This is a genomic window from Pseudomonas sp. MF6396 (genome assembly GCF_002018915.1).
Classification (GTDB): domain Bacteria; phylum Pseudomonadota; class Gammaproteobacteria; order Pseudomonadales; family Pseudomonadaceae; genus Aquipseudomonas; species Aquipseudomonas palmensis.
On sequence record NZ_MVOK01000006.1, the window covers coordinates 1 to 24774 of the forward strand.

Annotated in this window: 32 protein-coding genes; 3 read left to right on the forward strand and 29 right to left on the reverse strand. The window is 62.0% G+C overall.

The features are described from left to right. From MF6396_RS07485 to MF6396_RS07585, 22 genes are all read right to left on the reverse strand, one after another. The coding region (locus MF6396_RS07485; protein WP_102063790.1) for a phage tail protein at positions 1-3124 on the reverse strand (3124 nt) is incomplete at its 3' end. Beyond that, positions 3121-3519, reverse strand: coding sequence for a DUF6950 family protein (locus MF6396_RS07490; protein WP_078479990.1), 399 nt, complete (start codon positions 3517-3519; stop codon positions 3121-3123). The genes MF6396_RS07490 and MF6396_RS07485, both read right to left, overlap by 4 nt. Positions 3520-3522: 3 nt before the next feature. Next, positions 3523-4122: a hypothetical protein gene (locus MF6396_RS07495; protein ID WP_078479991.1), complete on the reverse strand. Its 600-nt coding sequence runs from the start codon at positions 4120-4122 to the stop codon at positions 3523-3525. Continuing rightward, on the reverse strand, positions 4122-4706 hold the full coding sequence (locus MF6396_RS07500) for a hypothetical protein (RefSeq protein ID WP_078479992.1): 585 nt from the start codon (positions 4704-4706) through the stop codon (positions 4122-4124). The genes MF6396_RS07495 and MF6396_RS07500 overlap by 1 nt, the downstream gene beginning before the upstream one ends. 22 nt (positions 4707-4728) lie before the next feature. Next, positions 4729-7788: a phage tail tape measure protein gene (locus tag MF6396_RS07505; protein WP_078479993.1), complete on the reverse strand. Its 3060-nt coding sequence runs from the start codon at positions 7786-7788 to the stop codon at positions 4729-4731. A gap of 60 nt (positions 7789-7848) precedes the next feature. Beyond that, positions 7849-8175, reverse strand: coding sequence for a hypothetical protein (locus MF6396_RS07510; protein WP_078479994.1), 327 nt, complete (start codon positions 8173-8175; stop codon positions 7849-7851). 58 nt (positions 8176-8233) lie between these two features. Next, positions 8234-8497, reverse strand: a complete 264-nt coding sequence (locus MF6396_RS07515; protein ID WP_102063791.1) for a hypothetical protein — start codon at positions 8495-8497, stop codon at positions 8234-8236. Positions 8498-8529: 32 nt separating this feature from the next. Beyond that, positions 8530-8877, reverse strand: coding sequence for a phage tail assembly chaperone family protein, TAC (locus MF6396_RS07520; RefSeq protein WP_078479996.1), 348 nt, complete (start codon positions 8875-8877; stop codon positions 8530-8532). Continuing rightward, the gene (locus tag MF6396_RS29435; RefSeq protein ID WP_443217203.1) at positions 8874-9692 is read right to left on the reverse strand and encodes a phage tail tube protein; all 819 of its coding nucleotides are present in this window, start codon (positions 9690-9692) and stop codon (positions 8874-8876) included. Before MF6396_RS29435 ends, MF6396_RS07520 begins: the two co-directional genes overlap by 4 nt. Next, a complete protein-coding gene (locus MF6396_RS07530; RefSeq protein WP_078479998.1) occupies positions 9667-10035 on the reverse strand; it encodes a DUF3168 domain-containing protein in 369 nt (122 codons plus the stop codon). Before MF6396_RS07530 ends, MF6396_RS29435 begins: the two co-directional genes overlap by 26 nt. Next, a complete protein-coding gene (locus MF6396_RS07535; protein WP_078479999.1) occupies positions 10035-10520 on the reverse strand; it encodes an HK97-gp10 family putative phage morphogenesis protein in 486 nt (161 codons plus the stop codon). The genes MF6396_RS07530 and MF6396_RS07535 overlap by 1 nt, the downstream gene beginning before the upstream one ends. Next, entirely contained in the window at positions 10513-10851 is a 339-nt protein-coding gene (locus MF6396_RS07540; RefSeq protein WP_078480000.1) for a phage head closure protein, read from the reverse strand. Before MF6396_RS07540 ends, MF6396_RS07535 begins: the two co-directional genes overlap by 8 nt. Beyond that, positions 10851-11327 (reverse strand): head-tail connector protein, encoded by a 477-nt coding sequence (locus tag MF6396_RS07545; RefSeq protein ID WP_078480001.1) that lies wholly within the window; start codon positions 11325-11327, stop codon positions 10851-10853. The genes MF6396_RS07540 and MF6396_RS07545 overlap by 1 nt, the downstream gene beginning before the upstream one ends. 3 nt (positions 11328-11330) lie before the next feature. Beyond that, positions 11331-11555 (reverse strand): hypothetical protein, encoded by a 225-nt coding sequence (locus MF6396_RS07550; protein ID WP_078480002.1) that lies wholly within the window; start codon positions 11553-11555, stop codon positions 11331-11333. 41 nt (positions 11556-11596) lie between these two features. After that, positions 11597-12853, reverse strand: coding sequence for a phage major capsid protein (locus MF6396_RS07555; RefSeq protein WP_078480003.1), 1257 nt, complete (start codon positions 12851-12853; stop codon positions 11597-11599). Positions 12854-12862: 9 nt separating this feature from the next. Beyond that, positions 12863-13564: an HK97 family phage prohead protease gene (locus tag MF6396_RS07560; protein ID WP_078480004.1), complete on the reverse strand. Its 702-nt coding sequence runs from the start codon at positions 13562-13564 to the stop codon at positions 12863-12865. Continuing rightward, positions 13561-14895, reverse strand: coding sequence for a phage portal protein (locus tag MF6396_RS07565; protein WP_078480005.1), 1335 nt, complete (start codon positions 14893-14895; stop codon positions 13561-13563). The genes MF6396_RS07560 and MF6396_RS07565 overlap by 4 nt, the downstream gene beginning before the upstream one ends. Further along, complete coding sequence (locus tag MF6396_RS28780; RefSeq protein WP_167400235.1) at positions 14888-15052, reverse strand: hypothetical protein; 165 nt, start codon at positions 15050-15052, stop codon at positions 14888-14890. Before MF6396_RS28780 ends, MF6396_RS07565 begins: the two co-directional genes overlap by 8 nt. A gap of 11 nt (positions 15053-15063) precedes the next feature. After that, positions 15064-16773 carry a terminase large subunit gene (locus MF6396_RS07570; protein ID WP_078480006.1) on the reverse strand — a complete coding sequence of 570 codons (1710 nt, stop codon included), beginning with the start codon at positions 16771-16773 and terminating at the stop codon, positions 15064-15066. Continuing rightward, a complete protein-coding gene (locus tag MF6396_RS07575; RefSeq protein WP_078480007.1) occupies positions 16773-17156 on the reverse strand; it encodes a terminase in 384 nt (127 codons plus the stop codon). The genes MF6396_RS07570 and MF6396_RS07575 overlap by 1 nt, the downstream gene beginning before the upstream one ends. Before the next feature lie 127 nt (positions 17157-17283). Then, positions 17284-17652 carry an HNH endonuclease gene (locus MF6396_RS07580; RefSeq protein WP_078480008.1) on the reverse strand — a complete coding sequence of 123 codons (369 nt, stop codon included), beginning with the start codon at positions 17650-17652 and terminating at the stop codon, positions 17284-17286. Beyond that, positions 17643-17822, reverse strand: coding sequence for a hypothetical protein (locus tag MF6396_RS07585; RefSeq protein WP_078480009.1), 180 nt, complete (start codon positions 17820-17822; stop codon positions 17643-17645). The genes MF6396_RS07580 and MF6396_RS07585 overlap by 10 nt, the downstream gene beginning before the upstream one ends. 391 nt (positions 17823-18213) lie before the next feature. Between MF6396_RS07585 and MF6396_RS07595 the strand changes: the two genes are divergently transcribed. Then, on the forward strand, positions 18214-18444 hold the full coding sequence (locus tag MF6396_RS07595) for a hypothetical protein (RefSeq protein WP_078480011.1): 231 nt from the start codon (positions 18214-18216) through the stop codon (positions 18442-18444). Positions 18445-18509: 65 nt separating this feature from the next. On the opposite strand, the gene MF6396_RS07600 is transcribed toward MF6396_RS07595, so the two are convergent. Then, positions 18510-18827, reverse strand: a complete 318-nt coding sequence (locus MF6396_RS07600; RefSeq protein ID WP_012313242.1) for a hypothetical protein — start codon at positions 18825-18827, stop codon at positions 18510-18512. After that, entirely contained in the window at positions 18827-19198 is a 372-nt protein-coding gene (locus tag MF6396_RS07605) for a chemotaxis protein (RefSeq protein WP_009685286.1), read from the reverse strand. Before MF6396_RS07605 ends, MF6396_RS07600 begins: the two co-directional genes overlap by 1 nt. Positions 19199-19319: 121 nt before the next feature. Between MF6396_RS07605 and MF6396_RS28980 the strand changes: the two genes are divergently transcribed. Together MF6396_RS28980 and MF6396_RS07620 are read left to right on the forward strand one after the other, a co-directional pair. Then, the gene (locus tag MF6396_RS28980) at positions 19320-19553 is read left to right on the forward strand and encodes a DUF6555 family protein (protein ID WP_009685285.1); all 234 of its coding nucleotides are present in this window, start codon (positions 19320-19322) and stop codon (positions 19551-19553) included. A 416-nt stretch (positions 19554-19969) separates the two neighbouring features. Continuing rightward, positions 19970-20158: an ECs_2282 family putative zinc-binding protein gene (locus tag MF6396_RS07620; RefSeq protein WP_009685283.1), complete on the forward strand. Its 189-nt coding sequence runs from the start codon at positions 19970-19972 to the stop codon at positions 20156-20158. A 316-nt stretch (positions 20159-20474) separates the two neighbouring features. On the opposite strand, the gene MF6396_RS07625 is transcribed toward MF6396_RS07620, so the two are convergent. The 5 genes from MF6396_RS07625 to MF6396_RS07650 form a co-directional block, all read right to left on the reverse strand. Then, a complete protein-coding gene (locus MF6396_RS07625) occupies positions 20475-20984 on the reverse strand; it encodes an acyloxyacyl hydrolase (RefSeq protein WP_016489223.1) in 510 nt (169 codons plus the stop codon). A 218-nt stretch (positions 20985-21202) separates the two neighbouring features. After that, positions 21203-21814 carry a hypothetical protein gene (locus MF6396_RS07630; protein WP_078480012.1) on the reverse strand — a complete coding sequence of 204 codons (612 nt, stop codon included), beginning with the start codon at positions 21812-21814 and terminating at the stop codon, positions 21203-21205. Further along, complete coding sequence (locus tag MF6396_RS07635; RefSeq protein ID WP_078480013.1) at positions 21811-23196, reverse strand: replicative DNA helicase; 1386 nt, start codon at positions 23194-23196, stop codon at positions 21811-21813. Before MF6396_RS07635 ends, MF6396_RS07630 begins: the two co-directional genes overlap by 4 nt. Further along, a complete protein-coding gene (locus MF6396_RS07640; protein ID WP_078480014.1) occupies positions 23193-23996 on the reverse strand; it encodes an ATP-binding protein in 804 nt (267 codons plus the stop codon). The genes MF6396_RS07635 and MF6396_RS07640 overlap by 4 nt, the downstream gene beginning before the upstream one ends. Next, entirely contained in the window at positions 23977-24735 is a 759-nt protein-coding gene (locus tag MF6396_RS07650; RefSeq protein WP_177346318.1) for a helix-turn-helix domain-containing protein, read from the reverse strand. The genes MF6396_RS07640 and MF6396_RS07650 overlap by 20 nt, the downstream gene beginning before the upstream one ends. Positions 24736-24774 lie beyond the last annotated feature (39 nt).

Genomic DNA, 24774 nt, shown 5'->3' on the forward strand with positions numbered 1-24774 from the left:
TGAAGGCTGCCTGGATAAACGTCTGCCCATCCTGGATCGCGAAAAACGATGCGGGAGTGCCGTTGATGTCGTTGACCACGGCGAACCTGTCGGCATTGATGATGAACTGGCTCTGCAGGCCCGCTGGTCCGTTCTCGATGCCCAGGCCGATACCGGCGACAACGTACTTGCCTTGCGAGTTGAGCTGCATCTTCACAGCCCACATCGTCGATGCCCTGCCATCTGCGTCGACCTGAGCTTGTGCGATCGTCTGCACCGCCGCCGTGGCCTCGTTCATCGACACCTCGAGCGATTCGGTCTTGCGCGCCAGCACCTGGTCAGCATCGGCCAGCACTTTCGTCTCCGATGCAAACTTCGCCGCCGACTTCCAGGCCTCGAGCGCACTCGACAGGTCGCCCTCCCCGTTATCATCCCGGCCGGCGGTGTACACGGCTTCGACAGACGTGCGCATCGACGCAACAACCTGATCTGTCGTGGCCTGGGCCTCGTCGACCCGCTGGATATGCGATGTGTTGCCATCGACTTCGGTCTTGAGCTGATCGATACGGCTGGCGGTCGCGGCGCGGTCCGTGGCCACGACTGTCTCCAGCGCAGTGATCCCTGCCTTGTTGCTCTCGACCTGAGCATCCAGACTCGTCAGGCGAGTGACAGTGGCTTCGTTCTCGCTCGCGCGCACCCGCACTTCCTGTGCGAAGGACGCCGTGCTATCCCAGCCGCGCAGCGCGTCCGCCAAGTCGCCCTCTCCATCGTCATCGCGCCAGGAAGCTTGCAGCGCCTGCATCGACGCAGCTTGGGCCGTCACTCGCCCATCCACCTCACTGATGTCAGCAGTGTTCTTTTGCACCTGCACAGCCAGCGCATTGGCCGTCGAGGCGATGCTGCCAATGTCGAGCCAGTAGACCGGGTTGGGCGGTGCGTTGCTGCCATCCTCCGCGGCAGGCACATCTTGGATAGCTGCGTACAGACGCTGCCCCTGGCGAACGTTGTCGTCCTTCAGGTAGCTGCTGGTCGGCACGTACGCCAGTGCGTCGGTTGCCTCGCGGATCAAGTCCTCCAGCTCGTGCTTGGCTTCTTCCAGTCGGTCATTCACCGACCCTGGGCCATCACCGGAGATTTTCTCGATTTCCTTCAGCAGTTCCTCGCCCAGCTCGCTCTCGCCGATCTGCCCGGCTATCGCGGCCAGCATGGTCGTCACATCTGTGGAAGTTGAGGCGATCACCTTGAGGAAGCCGCTCACACCGTAAGCGTTCCGAGATCGGATGAAGTAGAAGTAGTTGGTTGAGAAAGCCAGTGCCGTGTGGGTCAGGCTGAGCCCCTGCCCCAGGTACGCGGCCTGATCAGCGTTGGCCAGCGGGTCCATGCTGAAGAAGTACTCGTAGGTTCCACCGTTCAGGCCGTGCTGCACGTTGCTCGGGAATAGCGTGATCGTGTCGATCGTCGCCTGCACCGCGCACGCCTCGGGCACTGCTGGGCCGTTGATGTTAACCGTGATGCTGGCTTCACCCGAGCGCGCCAGCGGCCCCAGAGCCGCAACGCTCATCGTGTAGCTACCAGATTGCAGCCCCGCCACTTCCAGTTGGACCGCCGTTGCCGGGATCTGGTGTGCCTGCACGGCGCGCGCACCTTGCCGGACAGTCACGGCATAGCCATTGACGATGCCAAACGGTGGCACCCAGCTCAGCACACCCTGTGAGATCTCGGCAGTCTCGTGGGTGCTCCAGGCCAGTCCGGTAGGTGAACCCAGGCCGCCGGTCGGCAGATTGATGAAGCCGATCGGTTCGTAGGGCTTGCCCACGGCATCATCAAAAATGGCAGGCTCGTACTGCGAGACAGTGACGTTGCAGCCATCGTCTGGCGCCATGTTCCAGTCGGTCACAATGAACTCGCCGACGATGTTCAGCGAAGGCAGATTCACTTTCACCACCCGCCCCGGGCGGCAGTTGTAGCCGGCGAAGTTCATGGGGAGCTGCAGTGATCCGCCGGCGCGGGCGCGCCGAAGCTTGATGTTCGCCAGGCGCTGGGCCTGGTAGGCATCACTCACATAGCCCAGCGAGATCGACTCGGGCGCCTCGCCGCCATCTTCGATAACCCACTGCTGTACCCGCACCTCCGGGAAATCCGTCTCGGCCCAAGCTTGCGAAGGATCGATGAAGGTGCCCGTGACGATGTTGATCGCAGCGTCATTGGTCACCTCGGTCGAACCCGACACAGTACCGATCACCATGTCCTCGGTGATCTCGAAGTCTGCCGGCCCGTAGTAGGCCCCGGCCTGCAGCATCCACTTACCGCCCACACGGATCAGCTGGCCGGCACACGACTCCTCCAGCTTCTGGATCACCTGGGTGCGCTGCTCGTCCGCGCCGATCACGCAACCTGTGCGATAGCGGGCCCCCAGCTTGCCATCAGCGTTGACCACTGCTTCGTCGCAGACGTTAGCAGCGCTGGCGAAGGTCTCGAAGATGATCTCGTCATCCGGCACCTTGCAGCGCTCACGCAGGTACCAGAGCAGGTGCAGCGCGGTGTTGTCGCTGTATCGCGCAAGGCCGGTACGCGGGTCGTATAGGTCATTCCGCCCGCGCACGACAAAGCGCGCATCGGGAATGCCGGATGGGAATTTTTCAGGGTCGTGCTTCAGCGATACACGGACAAAGGACAGGCCGCGACCGATCTGCGAGTTCCTCCAGTCCCGGCAGTTGGCCTTGAGGAATGCGTTGACCTGTGTCGGGTTCACAATCAACTGGTACGAGGCGTTCGCGCCATAGGTGGAGATATCTTCCTCACCCAGGTAGACCGCCTCCAGCGCGTCAATCGCACCTTCGCTAAGCACATAAACCAGATGGACCCATTCGCCGGTGCTTTGGCTGCCGGTCTGCTCCTGGGCCCATACCAGAACACCACCGGTGCTGACCCGGCCCAGAATGAACCTTGCGGGCGCCTTGGACGAACGAACGGTCTGTGCGGACGGTTCACTGCTCGTGCCGCCAGCCTTGAGTGCAGCACCCTGCTGAGAGCCAACAAACAGGCCTACCGCGCCGCCGATCAGCGCAAAGCCAATGCCGCCGGTGACGAACCCCAGCGCAGCACCGGCCGCGACGAGGGCGACCTTCTTGACTGCCTTGCTCATTCAACCCTCCAGACGGCCAGAGGGTCGCAGGCAATCCGCCCTACTCCATCCTCGGCCACCGACCAGAACTCGCCCGCCCAAAACACAGCCACGCCCCGGCCGTTCTCGCCGTCGTACATCGCCACATCACCGCGCTGGATGAACGCGGGATCGATGCGCTGAAAGCACGCATCCCAGGCAGCGTCGAGCGAACCGTGCAGCTTCTTGAGCAAACGCTTGGCGCCGGTCTCGGTGCGGTATCTGCCGCGGTACTGGGCGGCCGGGTCGACCCCGCAAACAGCAATCGCGGAGTCGGCAGCAAACAGGCAGCAGTCAAATTCGCCCCATGAAAAAGGCCGCTCGGAGGCGGCCTTGATGGTGTTGGCAAGCTGTGTTGTCCAGTCTCGATTGCGCATGGGCTACTCGTACTTAAATGAGGGTGCGTCCTTCTTGGCGCCCCAGTAGATTGGCCAGTCCGCCATCTGCGCGACGGCGAAGAAGAAGCGGTCGTCCTGGTACCGGGCCCGGTGGTTTTCGTCGGTCCAGCGCTCGGTGCCGACGCGGCTCCACTCGGCCATCCGGTCGATGACCGGCACCTTGATTGCGTTGCCGTCACTGCCGTTGCCGGCGTATGAGAACTGGGCCGCATCCATCCGGCCGCTGAAGAGAATGTCGGCTGCATACCCACCGGCCTGGTCGATCACGACGAACATGAGCTTGGCGTTGCGCCCACGGCAGCCTTTCAGGCTGGTCTCCGTGATGATCGTGGTGTCCAGGCCGTTGAGGGTGAGGTCGACGCTCATCGGAGAACCCGAACTGCTGCTCTCCTGCGCCTCGCCGACTTCGCCAAACGAGCCGACACCCTGATAGGTGATGCCGTCGAGCACCAAGTCACCGGTACCGGTGTGGGCGAAGACCATGCCGTCAGGGAAATCCAGCTGGCAGGCGTACACCGCCATGAAGTTGCCTTGGGCGATGATGTCCACCACCCGCTGGCTGAAAGGAAATGCCCCTGCCATCAGAAAGCCTCCCGGAAATCGATCGTGCCGTTGGCCACCAGGGGCCGAACGCTCAGTGCGTGGGTGTCGGAGGTCCTGCGCATCTCGGCGTAGGGCGCCCGGTATTCAACCGCGGCGCCGGCCGCGATCGTCTTGCGAATCCGCTTGTTGAGGTTCACCAGTACCTGGCCATTGGCGCTTGATACAGCGTCATCGATGACCTCGAACATCTCGCCGGCGATCGTGATGTAGTCACCCATGGAGAACACCTGCTTGTTCGCCGTAACGCCGCCCAGGCGCATGAAGGAAGCCTGGGCGGTGGCGGTGACGACGACCGGCGTGCCGATGAAGTCGTTGCGGGTACGGGTGAACGCCGGGAGGTTGAAGGTGCCGAACATGCCTTGCAGTCGCCCGATAAAGGCCGTCAGAAGGCGCTCCTCATCGCGAGAGAGCGCCGAGAACGTCAACTGGCACTGCCAGTAGGCCCCCGGGTATCCAACGATCTGCTGAGCGTTGGAGAGCGACGACGTGAATGCACGGTTGTTGTAGACGACCCCCCACGTCATTTCATTCGGGCACAGGCCATCCGGCCATGCGATTGCCATGTACTTTTCTCCTGGTGGTCGATCAGCCTTTGCGCAGTTGCTGCCGCGCCGGTCCGTTGCTGCGGAAGTCCTTCAGGACCATCTGGTACCCGGCCTGGGCTCCCTGCTTGGCCGCCTCCTGAATCCGGGCAAGCGTGGCCTCGTCAGCGGACCCCTGAACCGATATGTGCTGCTGGATCGGCGGCATGGTGCTCCACTGGCCCTGGCCGCCGTTGGCCTGAATATCGCTCAGGGTTCGGTCGAGCTTTGCACTGGTGCCGGCCGTGGTGACTCGCTCGCCCTTCTGCAGCAGCCAGGTGCCTTCGCGCGGGACGCTATCGATGCCGTCGTGCGCCATGCCCACCAGCGACAGGCTGCTGGCCAGCGCGGTGGTGCTGGTGAGCGCTGCGGATGCAGGCGCGGCGTTCGCGCCGAACGATGCCAGCGAGGCCATGGCCGCCGCCGGCGCGTAGGCCGCAGCCATCGACGTGCCGGTGACAGCTGCCACCGCAGCCGAGGAAGCGGCGGCCGTGTCACCGATCGCGGCGTTGACCGCCATCTGCAGGCCGATCTTCACCAGCATGTGCAGCAGGTCGTTCGCGATGCCCTCGGCAAAGGCGCTGAAGTTGAACTTGCCAGTCTTCACGAAGTTGACCAGCTCGTCTTCCAGGCTGCCCAGGGCGTTGCTGGTGACGCTGTACATCTGCGACGACATGTCCTTGGCGTTGTCCGAATAGTCCTGCCAGGCCGCGCGGGCGCCATCCGCCCAGTTGGATTCGGCAGCGTCGAGCTGGCTGTAGTAGTCCTGCTGGATGGCCAGGCGCTCGGTCAGTGCCTCCTCGAGCAGCGCGGTCTCCTTGTCGTACCGGGCCTTGGCATCCGGGTCGCCGAGCAGGTCGGCTTCCTTGAACTGCTTGTACAGCTCGCTGCGTTGCTTCGCGAAGTCCTGCTCGATGGCCAGGTTCTCGCGCAGGCGGGAGCGGAATTTCTCTCCCTGCCCCGCGCCGGCGATCTCAAGCTCGAAGCCCTGGCGCACGATGGTGTTGCTGTCCTTCAGGTTCGCCGCGTAGGTCGCTAGCTTGAGGTCTTCCTGGTTCTGCTTCTGCAGCTTGACCTTGGCATCGAGCTCGGCGGCCAGGTCCTGCAGCACCTTCTTGCGCTCGGCGCTGACACCCTTCAGCTTGCCGGTCTCCAGCTCGAACGCGAGCTTGGCCACCTCGGTAGCCTTGCCCTGCTTGCCGGTGGTCTCGTCGATCAAGGCGATCTGCCGGCGGTAGCCTTCCTCGGCGTCGATGCCGCGCTTCTTCAGGGCGTCGGCTGCGGCCTTGGATTTTGACTTGGCGTCCTCTTCGGCCTTCTTGGTCGCTGCTGCGGCCTTGATTGCGGCGTCGGCGCGCCGCTGCGACGCCACCAGCAGGTCGCCCTCGCCGGCCTTCAGGCCCTCGACCAGGCCCGCCTTGACGCGAGCTTCAAGCTTGTCGGCTTCCGTGCGCTTGCCGGCCAGCAAGATCTGCTCTTCGATCTTCTTGGCCATCTCGGTGTAGACCGTAGACCGCTCAGGCACTGTACCGGCGTTGGTTGCTGCTGCCGCGCTATTGGCATTGAACTCATCGGTGAGCCGCTTTACCAGGGTGGCCGCATACGATGCCTTCTCACCCGCATCCGCCACAGCGCCCGACTGCGCAACCCAAGCCTGTAGGGCTTCGGGCTTCAGTCGGAAGCGTCGAGAAAGGTCATCGATAACGAGCGACAGCGGCTGTCCAGCGGCATACGCCTCATCGAACTCCTTCTTGATGCGCGGAAACAGCGAGCTGCCCAGGTCGCGGTTCACCCGCTTCATCAGCGTACTGTATGCATCCGCCTGATCTTTGGTTGCCTGCTCGAAATCTGCCGTGTACTCGGCGAGCTGTGCCGCCTTTTGATCGCGACCCAGGGCCCTGAACTTTTCGGAGAGCTCATCAAGAGGCCTGCTGACATCAATGAGCGATTGCCGAGCATCGTCCGTTTTCATTGCGAAATAGGTCAGTGCTGTGCCGACTGCAATCAGTATCCCTGCAGGACCGCCCAGAAGCGCCATTGAGGCGGAGGCTGCCCTGGCGGTGACGCTCATTGCGGTAATCCCGGCTGCGGCCGTCCTGCTCACTCCAGCCATTGTGGCAAGGGTTGCCTGATAACGGGCCGTGTCGTATTGAACCCTCACAAAAGAGGCGGCCGCAGTAGCGGCTGCCGCAGCCAATCGAACAGATAGCACGCCGGCCAGCACTACTGCGGCCTTTGCTGTGGCCTCCACAACCGCCTTGGCCTCGGGTGAGCCCAATACCTTGTTGAGGGCGTTGACGGCATCCTTGGCTGCATCCAGGCTGCCCTCACCGGTGAGCAGCCCAGAGATCGTGTGCTGCAAGGCGTCGAGGGCCCGGCCGAAAGTATTCCTCGCTGCTGCGGCAGCCCCTGAGTACGACTCCTCTAGCGCATCCAGGATGATCCCCTGGGCCCCGGCCACATTCCCAGTCGACTCCATCGCCAGAGCCATTTTTTTCTGCTCGTCGGTGAAGCGAAACCCCGGCTTGCTGAGCGAGGTGAGGCCCTTGGATGGAACGTCCAGCGCGCGGCCGATTGTCTCGGCCGCGTCTTTAACTGTCACCCCGGTTCGGGTCGCCATATCCGCTGCGGACTGCAGTGCGCGATTGAACTGGTTTCCTATCACGCCAGTGAAGGCCAACAGTGTTGTTTGGGCCTGGTTGATGTCTCCGCCAGAAAATGTGGTCGCGCGCTCCATAGCGGCCGCCATGCCATTGAGCTGATCGCGATTGAAGCCTGCCGACTCACCAGTCGACCGAAGGACAGCACTGAGTTGCGCCTGCTCCCGCTCGGCGTTTCTCGTTTCTGAGACGAAGCGACCGAAGATGCTCGCTACCGACAAGCCTGCTACGACACCCGCCGCGACTTCGCCCAGTGCGCTCCAGGCGAACTTTGCCTGATTGGCAGCCTCAACCATTTCTTTCGAAGATTTCTTGGCTGCGCGCCCCGCCTGGTCTATCGGCCCGGTGAAGCCGCCAATCCGGGCAATCAGATCAAGAGTGAGCGTGCCAAGCGATCCAGCCATGACTTTCCTCCAGGCATAAAAAAACCCGCTTTGCGCGGGTTTCTGTCGAATTCAACTAACCTAAAATCCTTTGCTCGCGCAAAGATCTCCAACACCGTCCCCTACGCCAAGGACATAGAAGCTACCGACCGACAGCTTCATCGCAATAAACGGCTCATACCCTGCATACGCGCCATAAGAGTTCTTGGCGTTAACAAGGCCGCACGTAGTTCCATCCTTCCCGACCCGTACGTCCTTCAGCTTCGCGCTATCGGAATCCTTCAGGCGGTCATCCATGGCCGTCTTAATTGCAGAAAGGTCAGATTTTGTAGCTGGAACTCCAGTAGCGGCAATCGACGAAGCTGCGGACAAGGCCAGAACTGCTGCAATAACTACTTTCCCAAGCATGCGTTACTCCTTTGCTGAAGGAGAAACAATACCAAAATGCCAGCAGATCACCACCCCTTCACGTCCAGTTGTCCATCGCCTCCTCCAGCGTCTCGACCCGTGGGTCCATGTGCGGACCGAAGTCCTGGGCATACAGCCGAGGGGCGTCCTTGCCGGTCTTGGCGTTGAAGTACATCGCCTGGAACTGGGCCAGCGTGGCCTCGAGACGCATGCCAGGGTGGAGCGACCCGCGCTTCTGGCGGAACCTCACCCAGACCAGGAACTCGGGATAGGTCATGTTCTCCTGCGCCTCGGCAATGGTGCGGCCGCCTATCCCATTCATCACCAGCTCGCACCATAGTTCGTCGATCGGCTCTAGCGCTTCTTCTTTCCCGGGACGGCGCCGTTCTGCACTTCACCGATGGCGATCAGCAGCAGGTTGGTCAGGTCGGGATCGAGAGCCCCCTTCTCCGGATCGGCCTCGCCGGTGATGTCGTTCACGGTGAACACCGGCTTGCCCTCGGCATCGCAGATGCTGGAAGCGATGCGGCAGGCCAGTGGGTCGGCGCCGCGGTGCGCGGCAATGTCGCCCACGGCCGTCTGGTAGGACAGCGGGCGCACGTAGCAAGTGAACTTGCTGCCGGCCCACTCGATCTCCTTGGCTACCGGGCGGGCCGTGAAGGCCTTGGCCTTCTTCAGGTTTGCAATGCTCAGCTCGGTCATGCGGTCACCTTACGAATCCAGGCGGAGCCGCCCGAACGCTGGATCGCGACGGTGGACGCCACCACGGCGTTCAGTGCGAAGTTGAACGGGAAGTCGGCAACGTAGCCGGAGAAGGTGAACCAGGTGCGCGACGGCGGCAGAACGAAGTCGGATTCCTCGCTGATCTCTGCTGCTGCAGCTGCCCCGGTCCCGGTGCCGCCGGCGAAGGTGATGTTCGGCGCGCTGGTGTAGCCGCTGCCTGGGTTGGTGATGTTGATGCTCACCACCTCACCATCATCAACTACGGCTGTTGCCGTCGCACCGGTACCACCACCACCGCTGATACTGACGGTCGGCGCGCTGGTGTAGCCGCTGCCGGCATTGGTCACAGCGATCACTGCCAGGCTGCCGGCCGAAACGGCGGTTGGGGCTGCAGTACCGTCCGCCCAGCCCACGGCCCAGTGCACCGTGGTGTCGCCATCGGCTTCGGACATCTGGTGCAGGCGGATGTGGCTCGGGTTGTTCGGGTCGGCGTTCAGGCCCAGCGAGGCCTGGCCAGGGGTGCGCAGGCCTTTCTTGTAGCTGCGCTCCTTGGCCACCAGGCAGGTGTCCTCGATCTGCTCCGCCGGCGCGCCGCCGGGTTCGAAGCTGGTGGCGCATTCCACCTCCATGACAGTGTGCGGCCCGGTACCGGACACCGGCGGCACCAGGACGTAGATCTGGGTTCCTTGCGTGAGGATCGACATATCGTTCTCCAAATGTCGGGCATAAAAAAACCCGCACAGGGCGGGCGGGGTTTGGCGGTACGGGTCAGCGTTTGAGAATCCAGGCAGCATCAAAGCCTGCACGGCAGCTCTCGGTCGAAGGATCGCGCGACTCGGCGCCCCACCGGGTGATATAGGCGTGGAGCTCGATGGCGTCGCGGATCGCATCACGCACCTGGCGGGCGACATCACCTGTTTTCGCGTACACGTCGACTTGCAGGGTGAGGCCGTCAACATCGGGGCGACCGGCCAGGTAGTTCTCTGGCGAGCCAGTGATGACCTGCCAGACCGCGTAGGGCCTGGTGACTCCCTCGGGTGCCTCGCCAAACGAGTAGAGGCGCGTGTCGAGCCCGGCGCCGAGTAGCGCACCGACAGCCGCGTCTGCTGAGCAGAGGTCAAAGATCGGTGCGCGCATCAGACGGATCCCCCTTTCTTGAGCGCCCGCCTGATCGCACGATCAACGGACTTCTCGTATTCGGTTATGAATGTGTTGGTCGCCTCGCTGATGCTGTCGGCCAGAGCCGGGCGCATGAACGGCACTGCCGCCATGTTCTCGGTACCGAACTCCAGCAGGCGCCAGTGCGGCGTCGGTGCGTTCTGGCTCAGGTCGCCACCGTTCTTGAGCACAGCGCCGTGCAGTACGCCGATGCGAAAGCCGAGGTCGCCGGTAGACCGGAACAAGCGGCCATTCCAGCGCAGCGCGATGTTGTCCGAGATCGCCCGGCCAGTTTCCTTGTCGTCGATCCGCTCAGCACCTTCCTTGGCTTTGGCCATGACGACCTGGGCAGCCTTGCGCAGCGCGGCCCTGCCGCCCTTGCGCTTCACGTCGTAGCTGACGGCCTCCAGCTTGCCCAGCAGGCTATCCAGCCCGATAAGGCTGAACTCGACTGTCTCAGCCATCCTTCACCCCCTTTGAGGTCAGAATGGTCAGGTAGTCCAGGCCAGAGTCAGGATCGGCGAGCGGCGGCCCGACAATGCTGTAGACCTCTTCACGGTAGATGATGCGCATGGTCGGCAGTACACCGGGCCGGTACCGGATGACCATCCGGCTGGTTGCCTCTGCCTGGCCGGCTTTGGCAGCAATGAAGTCCCGCGCAGACAGATCCTCGATGCTCGCCGGGCATCTGCGCCAGCGCGTCACCCAGTCAGGCTCGCCGAACTCACCGTTGGGCTTGCGTACCGGCACCAGCTCCTGGATATCGATGCGGTGCCGCAACCGGCCGGCGCGCATTACACGCCCATCCGGATACGGTAAGGCATCAGCAGGTGCTGGGACGCCAGCGGCAGCTCGGTGGCAATAGTGCCGGTGACCACCTCCTCGCGGTTGGCGAACAGGTGGCCGAGCTTCAGCAGGCAAGCAGACTGGATGGCGGCGTTGATCACCATGCCGTAGGCGATGGCGTCGGCCTGTTCGTAGGCGTCGGCCAGCGCTTTGCGGGCGTACTCGAGCAGACGACAACGGGCGACGTGGTCCTGCTCGGCCTCGGCTGCAGCGACCCCCTCAGTGTTGGCCTCGCGCGCTGCCTGCATGTGTGCCGGCAATGCTGCTTTGGCCGCGTCGAGCGCCACCTGGTCCAGGTAGAAGCGGCGATTCAGAAACTGCATCGCCGCCTCCTCCGCCGCATCAAGATAGGCCTGCACCAGCGCCTGGTCTTCCGGCTCGGCCAGCAGGTGGTGCATGGCCAGGTCGATGGTGATCACGGCCATGGGTTACTCCTTGGGCTTGGCGTTCGCGCCCTTGCCGCCTTTATTGGCCGGCTCAGGGGCCTTTTTGTTCTCGGGCTCTTCGGCTTTCTTCACGTCGTATTCCTCGACCAGGCCGTTGCGCAGCAGCTCACGGGCGCGCAGCTCATCGACGGTGATCTCCGTGTTCCGCTTGGCGTAGGTGCCGTTGTTGTTGAAGCCCTTGATGGTCTTGACGGTGACTTCTGGCATGTTGTGTCACGCCCGGTTTCCCGGGCGTGCTCCTGGGCGGATTAAGGGGTGGCTTCGAATTCGCCGTGCACGAACGACTCGGGACGGTACACCGCCAGGGCCAGGCGCTCCTCGGCGCGAATGGTGACCATGTTGGTGCGGAAGTTGTCACCATCCTCGGTGGATACCTCGACAGCCGCCTCCTCACGGTCGAACACCTGGGCCGCGATGTTCATCGCACCGACCAGGAATTCGCCTTCTGGCACAGCGTTGCTGTCCACAACCGGCAGCTTCCACAGGCGCTGCACGCCGCCCTCTTGGACGTTCACCCAGATGTAGGAGCCGTTTGCGTCCTTGGTCAGCTCGATGTCGGCCCAGTCCACCGGGTTCAGGGCGATGGCCGAAGCGCGGTATTCGGCAACGCGCACCTGCAGGATCGCGCGGCGCAGGGTGTCGATCTTGGTGTCGCCGGTCTTGCGCAGCGCCTCGTTGAACGCGGTAGCCTGCGGGATCAGGCCCAGCAGATTCTGCCCGGTGCCGTCGCCGGCCAGCAGCTGCTCCTCTTCCTTGTACTTCAGGCCGTAGATCGCGCGGCCGTTGATGTAGCTCTGCAGCAGCGGGATGTCCGACAGCACCTGCTTGGAAGCGCGGAACCAGTGGGCAATGGTGATGACGTTGGTAGTCTTCAGACCGAAGGACAGATCGGACTGGGCCTTCGCGGCGCCCTCACCCGCCTGCGGCGCGGCCATGTTCTGGAAGCCGGTTTCCTGCACGAACTCGACCGCGTTCGAGCCGGTGCGGCCTGGCATGATCAAGTCGCGAATGGTGAACTCACGCTCTGGGCCCACCACGATGCCGGGTACGCGGGTCGGCTGGATGCCCACGCCGACACCACCGGTGCCGGTGGTAGAGCTGGTGATGTTGGTGACGGCCTTGCGGCCAACTCGCACGATACCCCGACCTCGGGTTTGCAGCGACTTGAAGTCGTCGCATTCGGTCAGCTCCTCGCCAGCCGACTTGAAGTCGACCGGATCATTCGCGGAGAAGCGGCGAGCCATCTTCTGCTCGATCTCCTGCAGGCGGTCCTGCAGGCCCAGGCCGTCTTTTACCAAACCATCCAGCACGGTCTTGGTTTCGGTCAGGATGGTGCCGTGCTCTTTGATTTCAGCAGCCGCCTTGCTGGCGAAGGCCTTGATTTCCTGGTCGCGCTGGTCGAGCAGCTCATTGACCGCCTTCAGCTGGATCTTGTCGTCGGCGTGTTCCTTGCGCTGGAACTGGCGGTGTTCGGCGCGAGCCTGGTTGCTCATGGCGTTATGCATGGTGAATCCTCAAAACGATGGGAGAGACAGTGCCGGGCGCGACTTCAGCGCCTCAACGATTTCGATTTCTGCCAGGTCGCCCGCGGACTCGCTCCGGAGCAGGTGCTGCAGCCCGCGGTTGGCAATAACCGCCGACTGGGTTTTCGAGAAGCCTGCCTCGCGCAGGAGCAACTCAAACTCGGGCATCGAAGGCAGGCCGCCGTGGGCAAGCTTCGATTTGATGGTGTCTGTTCGTGCTTCATCGTTCGCTGGCACGGTGACGATGGAGATCTCGATCAGGTCCAGCTTGGTCAGCGTGCGAATACGGGTCTTCTCATCGAAGGTGGATTCGCGAACGTAGTAGCCGATGGACAGGCCGGTGATGGAGCGGGTTTGCATGCCTCGGTAGGCAATGCGCGCATAGGGCGCGTCTTCCAGCCAGAGCTCGCCAGAACCGAACAGACCTCGCTCGTCTTCTTTCAGGCTGGCGATATCCCAGCTGCCGATCGGCTCGCCTGTGCGGTGCTGCCAGAGCACGGGGAAGGTGCGCCCCTTGGCCTTGGCGTCCTCGATCGATTCCAGGAATGCGCCAGGTGCCACCACTTCGTTGTAGCTGTCGACCACGCCAAACACAGATCCGTAGCCAGAAAAAAGGCCGTCGTCACCGACAGCCTTCACGTCATAGTCGAAGGAGCGGTACTTGACCGCCGCCTGCCGATCCTTGTGCCTCATGGGGTGTTACCTCTTGGCTGGTCGTTGAGCCAGTCGAGCAGCGCCGACTTGGCCTGGTTGGCACCGCCGGGGTCTTCGCCCAACTTGTCGATCGGCAGCATGTTGGATTGCACGGTGAGCTTCGCGGCGTTACCACCTTCAGGCGGCAGGTTCTCTTTGCGCCGGCAGTCGTCCCGGGTGTAGATGCCGTTCTGGGTCATCGAGCTGTAGAAGGCCGCCCGAGCCGCGCTGTCCAGGCGCAGCAGGCCTTCCGGGTTGAACTTCACGTAGAAGCGGCGGCGCTCATCTGGGCGCAGCAGGCGCCGGTTGGCGCACATCTCGATGCGCTTGATCCAGGGCAGCAGGATGAAGGACAGGAAGCCGATCATCTGCTGCTCCATCCCGGTACCCCAACTGGTGGAGTTCTGTGTGTGCCCGACCATCCAGGGCGGTACGCGGAACCAGCGGCAAATCTCCTCTACGTTGAACGCCCTGGTCTGCAGCATCTGGGCATCCTCAGGCGTCATGGATACCTGCTGGTACTTCATGCCCGCCTCGAGAACCATGGTCTTGCCGTGGTTCGTCGCACCGGAGAATTGCTTGATCATGTCCTCGCGGATGTCCTTCCGCTGTTCCGGCTTGAGGATCTGGTCGGTGGACAGCACTCCGCCCAGCTTCATACCGTTGGCAAACATCTTGGCCGCCGACTCGTCAGCAGCCATGGCCGAGCCCAGCACCTGCCGCCCGTATGCCAGGGGCGACAGGCCACAAAGCGGGTCCACCCCGAAGGCTCGCACGTGCACCATCTGGTCCTCGGTTAGCGTGTGAGGCTTGCCGAAGCTGTCGGTGTAACGGTACTCAATGGAGCCGTCCGCCAAGCGCCGCGGGGGCGACATGTTCTGCGGCAGCAGGAACTCCAAGCTCGTCAACGTCCGGCCGCTCTGGTGCGGCTCGCAGAATGCGTTCCCCTGCAGGAGCAGGCTGGCCATGACGTTCTCCCAGAACTCCACCGGTGTCTGGTCGGCGTTCGGCTGCTGGCTGATGACGAAGTTGACCGGGTGAGAGCTGGCCACCACCGGTGTGCCATTCTTGTCCTCGTACAAGGCGATCGGCAGCGTGGCAATGGTTTCAGCGATCAAGCGCACGCATGCCCACACCGTCGAGAGCTGGAGTGCCGTTTGTTGGCTGACCACCTTCCCCGATGCCGAGTCGGTGCCGTAGAAGGTGTTCCAGAAGGCGGAGTCGGTTAGGCCAATCTTGCGACCCGCCCACCCTGCGAGGCTCGATGCCACTCCCGGCTCGGCCGACTTCACCAGGGCCTGCCCGAGGATCTGCGTGAGTGATTTAGCCACCGATCAACCCCTTGCGAATGAAGCCCGCGGCCAGCAGTAGCGAGCCGGCAGCGGCCAGCAGTGCGTAACCCAGGCCGGCCAGCACGTATACGCCCGCGACGCCCAGCAGCAAGCCGCCGGCGGCGAGCACCAGAAAGATGATCAGGCCAGTTTTCATAGGTAGTCTCGTTAACCAACCACGATCGGGCTGGCAAGAAAGTCATCGAAGTGGCCGGAGTCATCGATACCGAGCTTGATGGCCACGGCGCAGCCGGTGATCAGGCTCACCATGCCGTCGATCTTGTTCTCCGGGCGCTCCTTGTTGGGGTAGATGTTGTCCTTCACGTCCAGCTTCGCCACCACGTTCGAGGCCATCCAGGTCAGCACCGGACAGTCGCCATGGGCCAGCTTGCGCTGTAGCACCAGGGCCTCGACCTCTTTCATGGGTTCGCTCAAGTTCTGCACCGTCTGGCGCAGCTCCACCATTGGCAATCCTTCGGCGTCCATTTCCTGGGCCAGCTGCGTGGCCTGCCATGGGTCGTAGGCATAGGCTCGAATATCGAACCGCCCGGCAAACTCCCGCATGTCCTCCTTGATGACTTCGAAGTCAGTGACCTCGCCGTCAGTCAGGGTCAGCAGGCCGAGAGCATCGAACTCGCGGTACCGAGCGGTGTTGCTGTCCAGCTCCTCCAGCACCCGCGCTTCTGGCAGGTAGTACCTGGCGTGGATATGCCAGAAAGGGTCGTCGCCATGAGGCGGGAAGATCAGCAGGTTCGCAGCAATGTCGATCTTGCTCGCCAGGTCGAGACTGCCGTAGCACGTGCGCCCCTCTAGTTCTGCAAGGCTCTTCCTAGCCGGGGCCTCTTTCCAGCGAAGCATGTTGAGCCAGGCATTCTTGGCGCCTACCCACTCGTTCAGGTGCTTGGTGCGGAAGGTGGCCTGCTTGGTTGCCGACTGCATCGCGTCACGCTGGCGGGCCAACAGGAAGTCCTCGCCGACCGAAATGCCGAAGTTCGGATTCGCTTTGCGCAGCGCGATCTCGCTGGTCCAGTCGTCCCCATGGTCAATGGTGTAGAGCGCGGGCCAGAGATCCGGACGCTCAATGACCCCTTCGAGCATCCGCTCGGAGTCACGGATCAGCTGGTGGCACGGTCCGCCGATGCTGGAACCCGCCGTGGTAATGACCAGCATAATGGGCTGCTCGCGAGCGCCCATCCCTGTTTCCATGGTGTCGTACAGCGTCGAATCTTGGTGTTCGTGGTATTCGTCCACCACCGAGCAGGACGGCGAAGAGCCATCGCCTGGTTTGCCGATGACCGGTTCGAAGCGTGACCCATCTGCCAAAACGACCATGTTGGATGCGTTCACGTCGACGCCGTAGTGCTCTCGCAAGTCGTCGGTACGCTCGACCATCAGCTTGGCCGGCCTGAACACCTCCCAAGCCTGCTTCTCTGTGGTCGCGCCAGAGTAGACCTCGGCGCCGAACTCTCCGTCGGCAACGAACATGTACAGACCCACGCCGCCGCCGATGATCGATTTGCCGTTCTTCCTGGGTACGAACACCAGGATCGTCCGGTAACGCCGGGTGCCATCCTTCTTGCGGACCCAGCCGAACGGCACGCAAACCGAGAAGAGCTGCCAGGGCTCCAGCTTGATCAGCTGCTTCTTACCGCCCCATTTACCCTTGGTGTGCGGCAAAAGCTGCAGGAACTTGGCGACTTTCTCCGCCTTGGCTGGATCGAATTTGTACGGAAAGTCCTTGCGCTTGGAGGCAGCCAGGTCATCGAGGTGACGCTGGGCCAGCAGCTGGATCCATTTGCAGACGAGGATCTTCCCGGCGACGACATCCTTGGCGTACTTCTCAGCCGCCTTGATCAGCGGAAATTTTGGCTTGGCCATCACAGCTCCGCGAATGCATTGCCCTTCGGCGCGTCTTTTTTACCCCCGCCCACCTTTGATCGGTCAGCCGGCGTCATGCCGAACTTGCCAAGCATGGCTTCCAGTCGCACCAGTTTGGCGGCGGGGAAATCAATGGGGTCGTTGCGGAACTGGGCCAGCAGGTTGGCGGCCAGCTCCAGGCTGAGTCGGTCGGAGTTGGTGAGCACGTCCCGCGGGGCGTACTTCGCGATCTCCTTCCAAGCGTGGAGCACTGCTCCGTTGATGTGAGCCGGCGGCGCGGTCAGCTCACCCGCAGGCTCGGCATCCTCACGGCGACGCTGGGGGTCTTTCTTGAACGCGCCGGTCAGCTCAAGCACGTTCGTCGGCTTGCGCGGTCGGGCCATTTTGAAAACCTGAATTTTGCGGAAGTGAAAAAAAAGCTGAGGGTGCGGTGTCCGAGCGAAAAGGCTGGAAGTTTGGACCCACCCCCTCCCTTGAACGAGATTTCATCTCATTTGCACCGTTTCTCGATCATTTTTTGATCGATTTCGACTCGCGCTGACTCTTGACCTTATGGCAGTCGCGGTTGATTGCCCGAAGGTTGGCAGGGTCGTCCGTTCCGCCGTGGGCCAAGGCCACAATGTGGTCAACCTCATGAGCCTCTCGAACCCTCGCAAGCCTGATGCACTCGTCGCACCGGCAAAGGTACTGATCGCGCTTCATCACCTGGTCACGAAGGCGCCGCCAAGGACGCCCACCACGGCCTGAGCCCTTGCGTGTTGCCCATGCCTTTGCCTGCTCGGCCGCAATCTCGGCATGGCCCTCACAGTATCCATGGGCATTGCGGTGCAGTGCTCGGCAACCTTGGGCGCGGCAAGGGCGCTGCGGCCTCAGCGGCATGGGGCGCCACTCAGGTAGGTCAGCGGTACCGCGTCGGCGCCTGCGGCCTGGTCATCACCGAGCGCCTCGATCAGTGCCAGGTTCTGGGTTGCGATCTGCTCGAGCAGGCCGGTCTGTTTCTTCTGCTCGGCCAGCATCTGCTCCAGCAAAGAGATTGCGCGCTCGTTCATATGCCACCTTTGTCCATTTGTTGATTCGTTCGCGCCGGGCGGCGCATCCGCTACAGGCCATTGCTCACCTCCTGTACCAGGTCAGCTGGTAGCACCGCGCATCGGCGGGTATCTCGGCGATGGGCCAGCGCAAGCAGCCCATGTACTTTCGCTCTGGCCGGGTGCGGCTCACACGCAGCGTCTGCACCAAATAGGCAGATCCGGCAGCAGTGGTTAAGAAATCACTGACTGCAATGCCGTCGGCACCGTCGACATACAGCCTGCATGGTGTATAGGGTTGCTTGGCCATGTTCGATAAGCTCTCTCGCGCAATGAAATCGGCGCATCCGCGGGGTCGTCGGAACGACATTCCGCCCGGATGGTCGTAGCGGAAAGATCTGGAGAAACCGTGATGAAAGAAATCGAAGAGCTTATAGACAGGTGCGTTTTGTTAACCGAGCAGCTTGAAGGCCTACTGGAGGAGCATCCCGTGGCGTCCGGATCAGTTGTTTATCAAACTGCCGTTCGTGTCCTCACCATGCAGGTTAATCAGCTTCAGCAAGATGTAATTACCAAGGCAGCGCGCGGAGTCATCCACGAAAGGGATCAGCTTCAACCGGTCTTCGGTCGAGTGCTTCACTAATCTGGCGGAACGCATGATCAGCGTGCTCGCGCCACGAAACGGCGCATGTCTGATTTGTGGCGCGGCTACTGCGATACCCGGTTCAGCGCCTCATCAGCCTTGTCGGCTGCCTGGGTCGCGGTAGTGGCTGCCTTCGACGCCTTGGTCGCGGCGCTCTCGGCCTTTCTGGTCAGCTCGTCCAGACGCTTGTCACGTTCAGCCATTGCGGCGTCGTAGGCCTTCCGGATCTCGTCGACCTGGTGCGACTGAGTGCTGGCCATCGACCAATAAGCAGACTGCCAACCCAGAACTGCACCGCCTGCAATGAGCACCACAGCGATGACCCACACCTCTGCCCGTCGCCACCAGCGTCGAGCGATGAATTCCAAAGCGCATTTGTCCATCAGGCTGTACCTCCAAGCTGTGCACGCAGCCGGGAGATCTCTGCGCTCTGCGTGGTCACCTTCTCAGTGAGCTGGCCCACCTGACACGTGAGCGCTTCAATCTTTCCTTCCATCCGTCCAACTGCTGCTGCCAACTCGTTGCGCTCCTTGGCGAACTGATCGGCGCGGGCCTCGGCCAGCTTTCGGGCCTCTCGCTCGGAATCGAGCAGTTCATTAAGCCGGCGGACAGTGCCGATATCGGCATTGTCCATAGCGCGATCAGCAGCGTCCTTGGACAGGAAGCGGCGCACCCATAGCAATGCGCCCGTGACAACGATGCCACTACCGCCCAGCCAGGTGGCTGTGCCTGGGCCCAGGTCGGTCGGGTCCATTTGCTTGCTCCGTACGTGAGAATTGTGCTCCGGCGTTAAACCGGCCGGATGCTTGCCCCCGGAATCCCTAGGGGTTAAAAGGAATGTTGGCCGATCTGGCTTCGCTAGAAGGAACTAGTAAATGCCCGTCAGTAACATCTATGTGGTCGCTTATCACCTCCATGGAGAAGCTCGCGAATTCATCGTCCGCGCCGAGAGGATGGATAACGCTGAGGCCTGGCACTGGGCTGCCTGCGAAGCCGGCGTTGGAGTCATCCCTAAGTTCACTGCTTCGGATATCAGAAAAGTCTCTCGGCCTGCTGCTGAGCGCTTCGGCATAACTGACGTCCAATGGCGGAGGTCCGGCAACCTATGAAATACCGCATCGACTACAACCTCAAAGGCCATACCAGATTCTGGATATGCGATTGGTCTAGCACGCCGAACGAAGACAATGTGCTGACCGCTCTCCTCCGTCTGCATGCCCCCGCTGACCCCTTGTCTGAGGCGCGCGCGCCGTGCCGCTTATCACATGATGATCTCCGCATTGCGGTCGCAGATTTGGGTATCTCGGATGTACGCATTGAGGGGGATGATTAGCTATGCCGGGGCACCCAGGCCGACGCTGGCAAGTACGCCGGTCACTGCGAGGGCGCCGGTACTTGGCTCGGCCATAGGTGGTGCTCCAGAAACAAAATGACCCGTCGAACTGGCGAGCCCTTGGATACGTGAAAAGATGGCCCCGTGCTATCGTCGAGTTTCCACACAAGACGTTTCACGGAGCGAAAAACGATGAAGGTAACCCTCAAGTGCGCCAAGTGCGGCAGTGACAAGTTCGAGGTTCCGGCTAGGCCGAACAACAACTCGAAGGTCACCTGCGGCAAGTGCGGCGCTGTCGAGACTTACGGAAAGCTCATGAAGGCTGTGGGTGACAAGGTCACGAAAGACCTGGAGCGGCAGCTCGGGAAACTGTTCAAGTGACTTGAGCGTTTCGCCCAGAGGGCGCAGGAAGTCAGCGGCGCCCTCAACCTCAACGTCGAGCTGTAGCTTTTCCATACAGCCTCCAGATACGAAAAAGCCCCGGCAGATACCGAGGCTTGGAATGGGTGCGGAGGGCCGGTGCATACCCGGCTTGGTGGCCTGGATCGCTGGGTCACATACCCCAGACTCTCATCGCGTAGCCGATCAGGGAGCGCACGGCTTTGATCGACGCCACTACCGACTTAGCCCAGCTGCCTGAGCGTGTCATCCGCATAAAAAAGCCCGCACAGGGCGGGCAAAGAGGGATCGTGCTTTTTTAAATCTGGTGGCTGTAGAACAGCGAGTACGACTCGATACCGTCGTTGGGCTGCTTAATGCCAGCGTTGGAGTAGTGAATCGCTCGGATGCCAACCTTCTGCGTCTCGCCGATCTTCAAGCCCGCACCGATGCGGTCTTCGAAGTTGAAGGCCGAACCAAAGTCCTGGTCACCTGCGGACGTACCAGAGAAGACCGCCAGGCCGATGCCAGCCTCAACGAATGGCTTCACGTTACCGCTGCCGAACTCGTAAACGAAAACTGGCGCAAAGGACAGCGAATGAGCGCCACCGGAAGCATCTCCTGCTTCCCAATAGGTATACCCAGCATCCCAGTAACCGGTTAGACGGCCAGTACTGGATTCAAACCAGCTTTTGTCCCAGTTAAAGCCAATGCCGACGCGCGCTGTAAGACCACCTTGGCCTGTCGCGCCAAGCGCTCCGGATAGCTCAGCCGCTCCGGCGGACGCAGCGAAAAGGGAAAGCGCCACAACGGCGAGAACGTTTTTCATACTCACGGTCTTCCATATTATTGAGTAGCAACCTATCAGAATCATAGCGCTATCAAATCGTTCCCTCATACAAGAAAAATGCTTTTTCTGGAGGGCTACCTGAATCGAAGCCCCTCAAAAACACAAAACCCCGACACAATGGCCGGGGTTCTGGTCGATCCCGTTAACGCGCAGGGATCAGATGATGGTTGGCAATTTCGCTCATTTGCTCACCACTGTCAAGCGCTGCAATCGATCAGTTGCTCCCTCTCCAGGATCTCGGTGACGTGAATGACGGCGCCCTCCTCCAGCTCCTCCAAGCACTTGTGGATACCTCGGCGCCAGCGGGTGCGCGTCGAATCGGGGCGCGCATCCACATCCCAGGTGTTCATGTCGTAGAACTCATCAGGTAGCACGGCAACGTCCGTTGAGCGCTTGCCTTGCTTGCCCTTCATCTTGGGGATGAACCACACGGTCGTGGCCTTGTAGATGAACAGGGCCGGAGCCGGCGAGACGATACGCGGGATGCTGCGTGCGATCGCGCCAACGCGGTTGGCCTTGTGCGTCGAGAACTTGCCCACCAGCACATCCCACTGCGCAGCACTGAGCTCTCTGTGCAACAGTGCGTGCAGGATGCAGTCGTAGTCGAACTGGTCGCGAGCCGACAGTAGCGCCCGGAAGCCTCCCGTTGCAGGCCCTGAATCGATCAACTTCTGCCAGCTCTGCCTGGTGGCGTTGCTGGTGCTGTCCGCCGCAAGCACCCTCACGATCGCCGACATAACGCCTTGGTACACCGCCGGCTGGAAGTCAGCCATCATTCTGCGCGGCATGGCCGCAGTGACGTTACTCATGGTTTGTCCCCCTTGTAGCGGCTGGCATAGCTGCCCCTGCCCATCTCGACCTCATCGTCACTGGGCATGCTGCGCCCGGAGAAGTTGGCAAATCGGGCGTACTGCCCCTGGCGCTGCACAAGGCAGGACCCTGGTGGTGCCTGCCTGCCCTTGTCGAGGATGATTTCGGTGACGCCCTGCTCGCCGGCCTCCGACTCGGGATCGTGGTGCACCAGCAGCACCGCGTCCGCATCCTGCTCGATCTGGCCGGAGTCGCGCAGGTCGCTGGCCTGAGGTTTCTTGCCGGGCCGGCTGGCCGGGTTGCGGTTCAGTTGCGCCAGCACCAGCACTGGAATGCCGAGTTCTTTGGCCAGGTTCTTCATCGCGATCGAGATCTTGCCCACGGCCTCGGCGCGCGTGGATGCGCGCCCATCACTGGCCACCAGGCCAACATAATCGACCATGAGGATATCCAGCCCGTGATCCCGTTGAAGCTTGCGCGCGGCTGACCTGATGCCGGAAGCCGTCAGCCCCGGGGTGTCATTCAGGTACAGGTCGGCCTCCTTGATCTGTCCGGACGCCACGGTGATCCGGTCCCACTCCTCGCCGCTGAGCTCTTTCACTTCCTCCATGCGACGCAGGTCCACACCGCCAAGCGAGGCGATGGTGCGCACTGTCAGCTCCTCTTCCGACATTTCCAGGCTGACCACCAGTCCCACGCCACGGCCCCGGGTGGCAACGTGCTGGACGATCTGCAGGCCGAGCATCGTCTTGCCGCTGCCAGGGCGGCCAGCGATTACCACCATGCTCTTGGGTCGTAGATAGCCGATCAGCTTGTCGAGATCGACCAGCCCGGTAGAGAGCTTCGGCGGGGCCTTGTCGTCGAGCACGTCCTGCATGGCGTCGATGACCTTCGGCAGCACGTCGCGCATGTGCTTGTACTCGGCCACCCCGCCCTGCAGGTCTCTAAGGTCGGCCATGGCCTGCTGCGCCTGACCAATTACTTCGGTGGCGGGTGCGCCGTCCTCGACCATGCCTTGCACCTGGCCGCCGATATCCAAGATCCGGCGAATTACCCCCCACTCCCGAACCATGCGGGCATAGGTGCGCCAGTTGGCCATCGAGGGCACGCTGCTGCTGATCTCGGCGGCGTAGGCCATCGTGTTCTGCCCGCTGGGCAGTGAGCGCTGAATCGACCCCACGGTCACCGCGTCCACGGGCATGCCCTGCCCCAAGCAGTCCTGAATCACATCGAACAGGGCGGCATTGTCGGGATGGTAGAAATCGCCAGAGGTCATCTGCCCGGTGATGTCTTCGACCAGGCCGGCGTCCTGATGCAGTGAGGCCATCATGATCGCGCCCAGCACACCATGCTCGGCTTCGATGCTGAACATCTCCCTCATGCGCTGGCCCTCATCGACGACCAAGTGAAGCCGACAGCCTTGCCGCCGCCCTGCCGCAAGCGGTCGATGGCGCGGTCACCGATGAAGTTTCTGAGGCCGGCAGTGTCCAGGTTGCTGATCAGCACCGTCGGGAGCACCGCCTGATACCGGCGGTCGATGATGCTGTGCAGCAAGCCCAGCTCGTACTCACTGCCCCGTTGGGCTCCGACTTCATCGATCACCAGCAGGTCCAGGCCACCCAGGTGCACCACCACGTCGCGATCGGTGTAACCAGAGCCCGGCACCATCGAGGCGCGGGCAATGCTCACGATATCGCCGGCAGGCATGATCAAAGCACGGGCGCCGTCACCCACCGCAGCGCGCACGATGGCACTGCCAAGGTGGGTCTTCCCGCAGCCAACGTTGCCGGTCAGGATCAGCGAGCGACCAGCCCGATAGTTATCAGGGAGCCGGCCGGCATACTCGCGGCAGACCTCCAGCGCCTGAACCTGCGGGCCAGCAGCGCCAGTGCGGTACGAATCGAACGTGCTGGCCGCAAAGCGCGAAGTGATCCCGGCACCCATGAGCGCGCCGGTGAGGCGTTCGGCCTTGCGCAGGGCCGATGCCTGGGCAAATGCTTCGGATTCGCGGGGAGCGGTGTTCAGCGCCTCCCAGGCGCAGCGCTTGCAGCCACGGGCAAGCATGGAGCCGTCCAGTTGCTCGATCTCGCTCATGTCGACCGCGCCGTGCACTGGGCACTGGCCGGCGAATACGCGCATGGCCGGCTTGCGGTGGAAAAGGTCAGAAATTTGGAACGCCATCAGGCACCTCCGGGTACATGTCGTCGGTGTGTTGCGGGAGATTGGTGTAGGCCGATCCGGCACCAGCAGAGGGCTGGAGCACGTCGTGCCAGCGCTCACCGTTGATCCAGGTCGAAGCCAGAGGGATGTACTGACCGCTGTCCTTGGTCCAGTCACGCGATACGCAGTGCTGACCAAGGGCAGTGATCATGGCGTCCTGTAGTGCAGGCTCGGGGCTGAGCTTATTCCAGGCCTTCAGGGCGTCTTTGCGGCCTTTCTTCTTCGGGTAAAGCTTCCAGAACCGTTCGAATTCAGCGTCAGTTTCCCCGCCCGATGCACGTACGTTGTTAACCCTCTTTGTATTACTCATAGATGTATTACTCCCCTGCGTGTTTTCCGAAGGGGGTTCACCGTCTTTTCCGAAGGGGTTCGCAGCGTTTTCCGAAGGGGTCTTCGGTTTATCGAAGGGGTTAAAGAGACGAATTCGGCGCTCGATTACGCGCTTACCTTCACGGATCTGCTCGACCTTGATCAGGCCTCGCTCAGCGAGCCCGCTGATGATCTCGGACACCCGAGATACCGACAGCCCGAAGAACGCGGCGAAGTGCGCATTGGTGGCGTAGCAGCCACGTACTTCATCTTCAAGGCTGCTGATCTCCACCAGCATCACCTTCTCGTTTGTCGACAGAGAGTGGTCCAGCCAGAGAGAGGCTGGAATCCAAACGCCCTGAAATTTGCGTGGGATACGCTCCTGGCTCACAGCTCAAGCTCCTCTGTGACGCGGCGCACGAAGGCGTCG

Bases quoted from the DNA above. Each gene is read 5' to 3' on its own strand.
- MF6396_RS07490 (WP_078479990.1), bottom strand. From the start codon at position 3,519: ATGCGCAATCGAGACTGGACAACACAGCTTGCCAACACCATCAAGGCC.
- MF6396_RS07495 (WP_078479991.1), bottom strand. From the start codon at position 4,122: ATGGCAGGGGCATTTCCTTTCAGCCAGCGGGTGGTGGACATCATCGCC.
- MF6396_RS07500 (WP_078479992.1), bottom strand. From the start codon at position 4,706: ATGGCAATCGCATGGCCGGATGGCCTGTGCCCGAATGAAATGACGTGG.
- MF6396_RS07505 (WP_078479993.1), bottom strand. From the start codon at position 7,788: ATGGCTGGATCGCTTGGCACGCTCACTCTTGATCTGATTGCCCGGATT.
- MF6396_RS07510 (WP_078479994.1), bottom strand. From the start codon at position 8,175: ATGCTTGGGAAAGTAGTTATTGCAGCAGTTCTGGCCTTGTCCGCAGCT.
- MF6396_RS07515 (WP_102063791.1), bottom strand. From the start codon at position 8,497: ATGAATGGGATAGGCGGCCGCACCATTGCCGAGGCGCAGGAGAACATG.
- MF6396_RS07520 (WP_078479996.1), bottom strand. From the start codon at position 8,877: ATGACCGAGCTGAGCATTGCAAACCTGAAGAAGGCCAAGGCCTTCACG.
- MF6396_RS29435 (WP_443217203.1), bottom strand. From the start codon at position 9,692: ATGCTGCCTGGATTCTCAAACGCTGACCCGTACCGCCAAACCCCGCCC.
- MF6396_RS07530 (WP_078479998.1), bottom strand. From the start codon at position 10,035: ATGCGCGCACCGATCTTTGACCTCTGCTCAGCAGACGCGGCTGTCGGT.
- MF6396_RS07535 (WP_078479999.1), bottom strand. From the start codon at position 10,520: ATGGCTGAGACAGTCGAGTTCAGCCTTATCGGGCTGGATAGCCTGCTG.
- MF6396_RS07540 (WP_078480000.1), bottom strand. From the start codon at position 10,851: ATGCGCGCCGGCCGGTTGCGGCACCGCATCGATATCCAGGAGCTGGTG.
- MF6396_RS07545 (WP_078480001.1), bottom strand. From the start codon at position 11,327: ATGGCCGTGATCACCATCGACCTGGCCATGCACCACCTGCTGGCCGAG.
- MF6396_RS07550 (WP_078480002.1), bottom strand. From the start codon at position 11,555: ATGCCAGAAGTCACCGTCAAGACCATCAAGGGCTTCAACAACAACGGC.
- MF6396_RS07555 (WP_078480003.1), bottom strand. From the start codon at position 12,853: ATGCATAACGCCATGAGCAACCAGGCTCGCGCCGAACACCGCCAGTTC.
- MF6396_RS07560 (WP_078480004.1), bottom strand. From the start codon at position 13,564: ATGAGGCACAAGGATCGGCAGGCGGCGGTCAAGTACCGCTCCTTCGAC.
- MF6396_RS28780 (WP_167400235.1), bottom strand. From the start codon at position 15,052: ATGAAAACTGGCCTGATCATCTTTCTGGTGCTCGCCGCCGGCGGCTTG.
- MF6396_RS07570 (WP_078480006.1), bottom strand. From the start codon at position 16,773: ATGGCCAAGCCAAAATTTCCGCTGATCAAGGCGGCTGAGAAGTACGCC.
- MF6396_RS07575 (WP_078480007.1), bottom strand. From the start codon at position 17,156: ATGGCCCGACCGCGCAAGCCGACGAACGTGCTTGAGCTGACCGGCGCG.
- MF6396_RS07580 (WP_078480008.1), bottom strand. From the start codon at position 17,652: ATGCCGCTGAGGCCGCAGCGCCCTTGCCGCGCCCAAGGTTGCCGAGCA.
- MF6396_RS07585 (WP_078480009.1), bottom strand. From the start codon at position 17,822: ATGAACGAGCGCGCAATCTCTTTGCTGGAGCAGATGCTGGCCGAGCAG.
- MF6396_RS07595 (WP_078480011.1), top strand. From the start codon at position 18,214: ATGAAAGAAATCGAAGAGCTTATAGACAGGTGCGTTTTGTTAACCGAG.
- MF6396_RS07600 (WP_012313242.1), bottom strand. From the start codon at position 18,827: ATGGACAAATGCGCTTTGGAATTCATCGCTCGACGCTGGTGGCGACGG.
- MF6396_RS07605 (WP_009685286.1), bottom strand. From the start codon at position 19,198: ATGGACCCGACCGACCTGGGCCCAGGCACAGCCACCTGGCTGGGCGGT.
- MF6396_RS28980 (WP_009685285.1), top strand. From the start codon at position 19,320: ATGCCCGTCAGTAACATCTATGTGGTCGCTTATCACCTCCATGGAGAA.
- MF6396_RS07620 (WP_009685283.1), top strand. From the start codon at position 19,970: ATGAAGGTAACCCTCAAGTGCGCCAAGTGCGGCAGTGACAAGTTCGAG.
- MF6396_RS07625 (WP_016489223.1), bottom strand. From the start codon at position 20,984: ATGAAAAACGTTCTCGCCGTTGTGGCGCTTTCCCTTTTCGCTGCGTCC.
- MF6396_RS07630 (WP_078480012.1), bottom strand. From the start codon at position 21,814: ATGAGTAACGTCACTGCGGCCATGCCGCGCAGAATGATGGCTGACTTC.
- MF6396_RS07635 (WP_078480013.1), bottom strand. From the start codon at position 23,196: ATGAGGGAGATGTTCAGCATCGAAGCCGAGCATGGTGTGCTGGGCGCG.
- MF6396_RS07640 (WP_078480014.1), bottom strand. From the start codon at position 23,996: ATGGCGTTCCAAATTTCTGACCTTTTCCACCGCAAGCCGGCCATGCGC.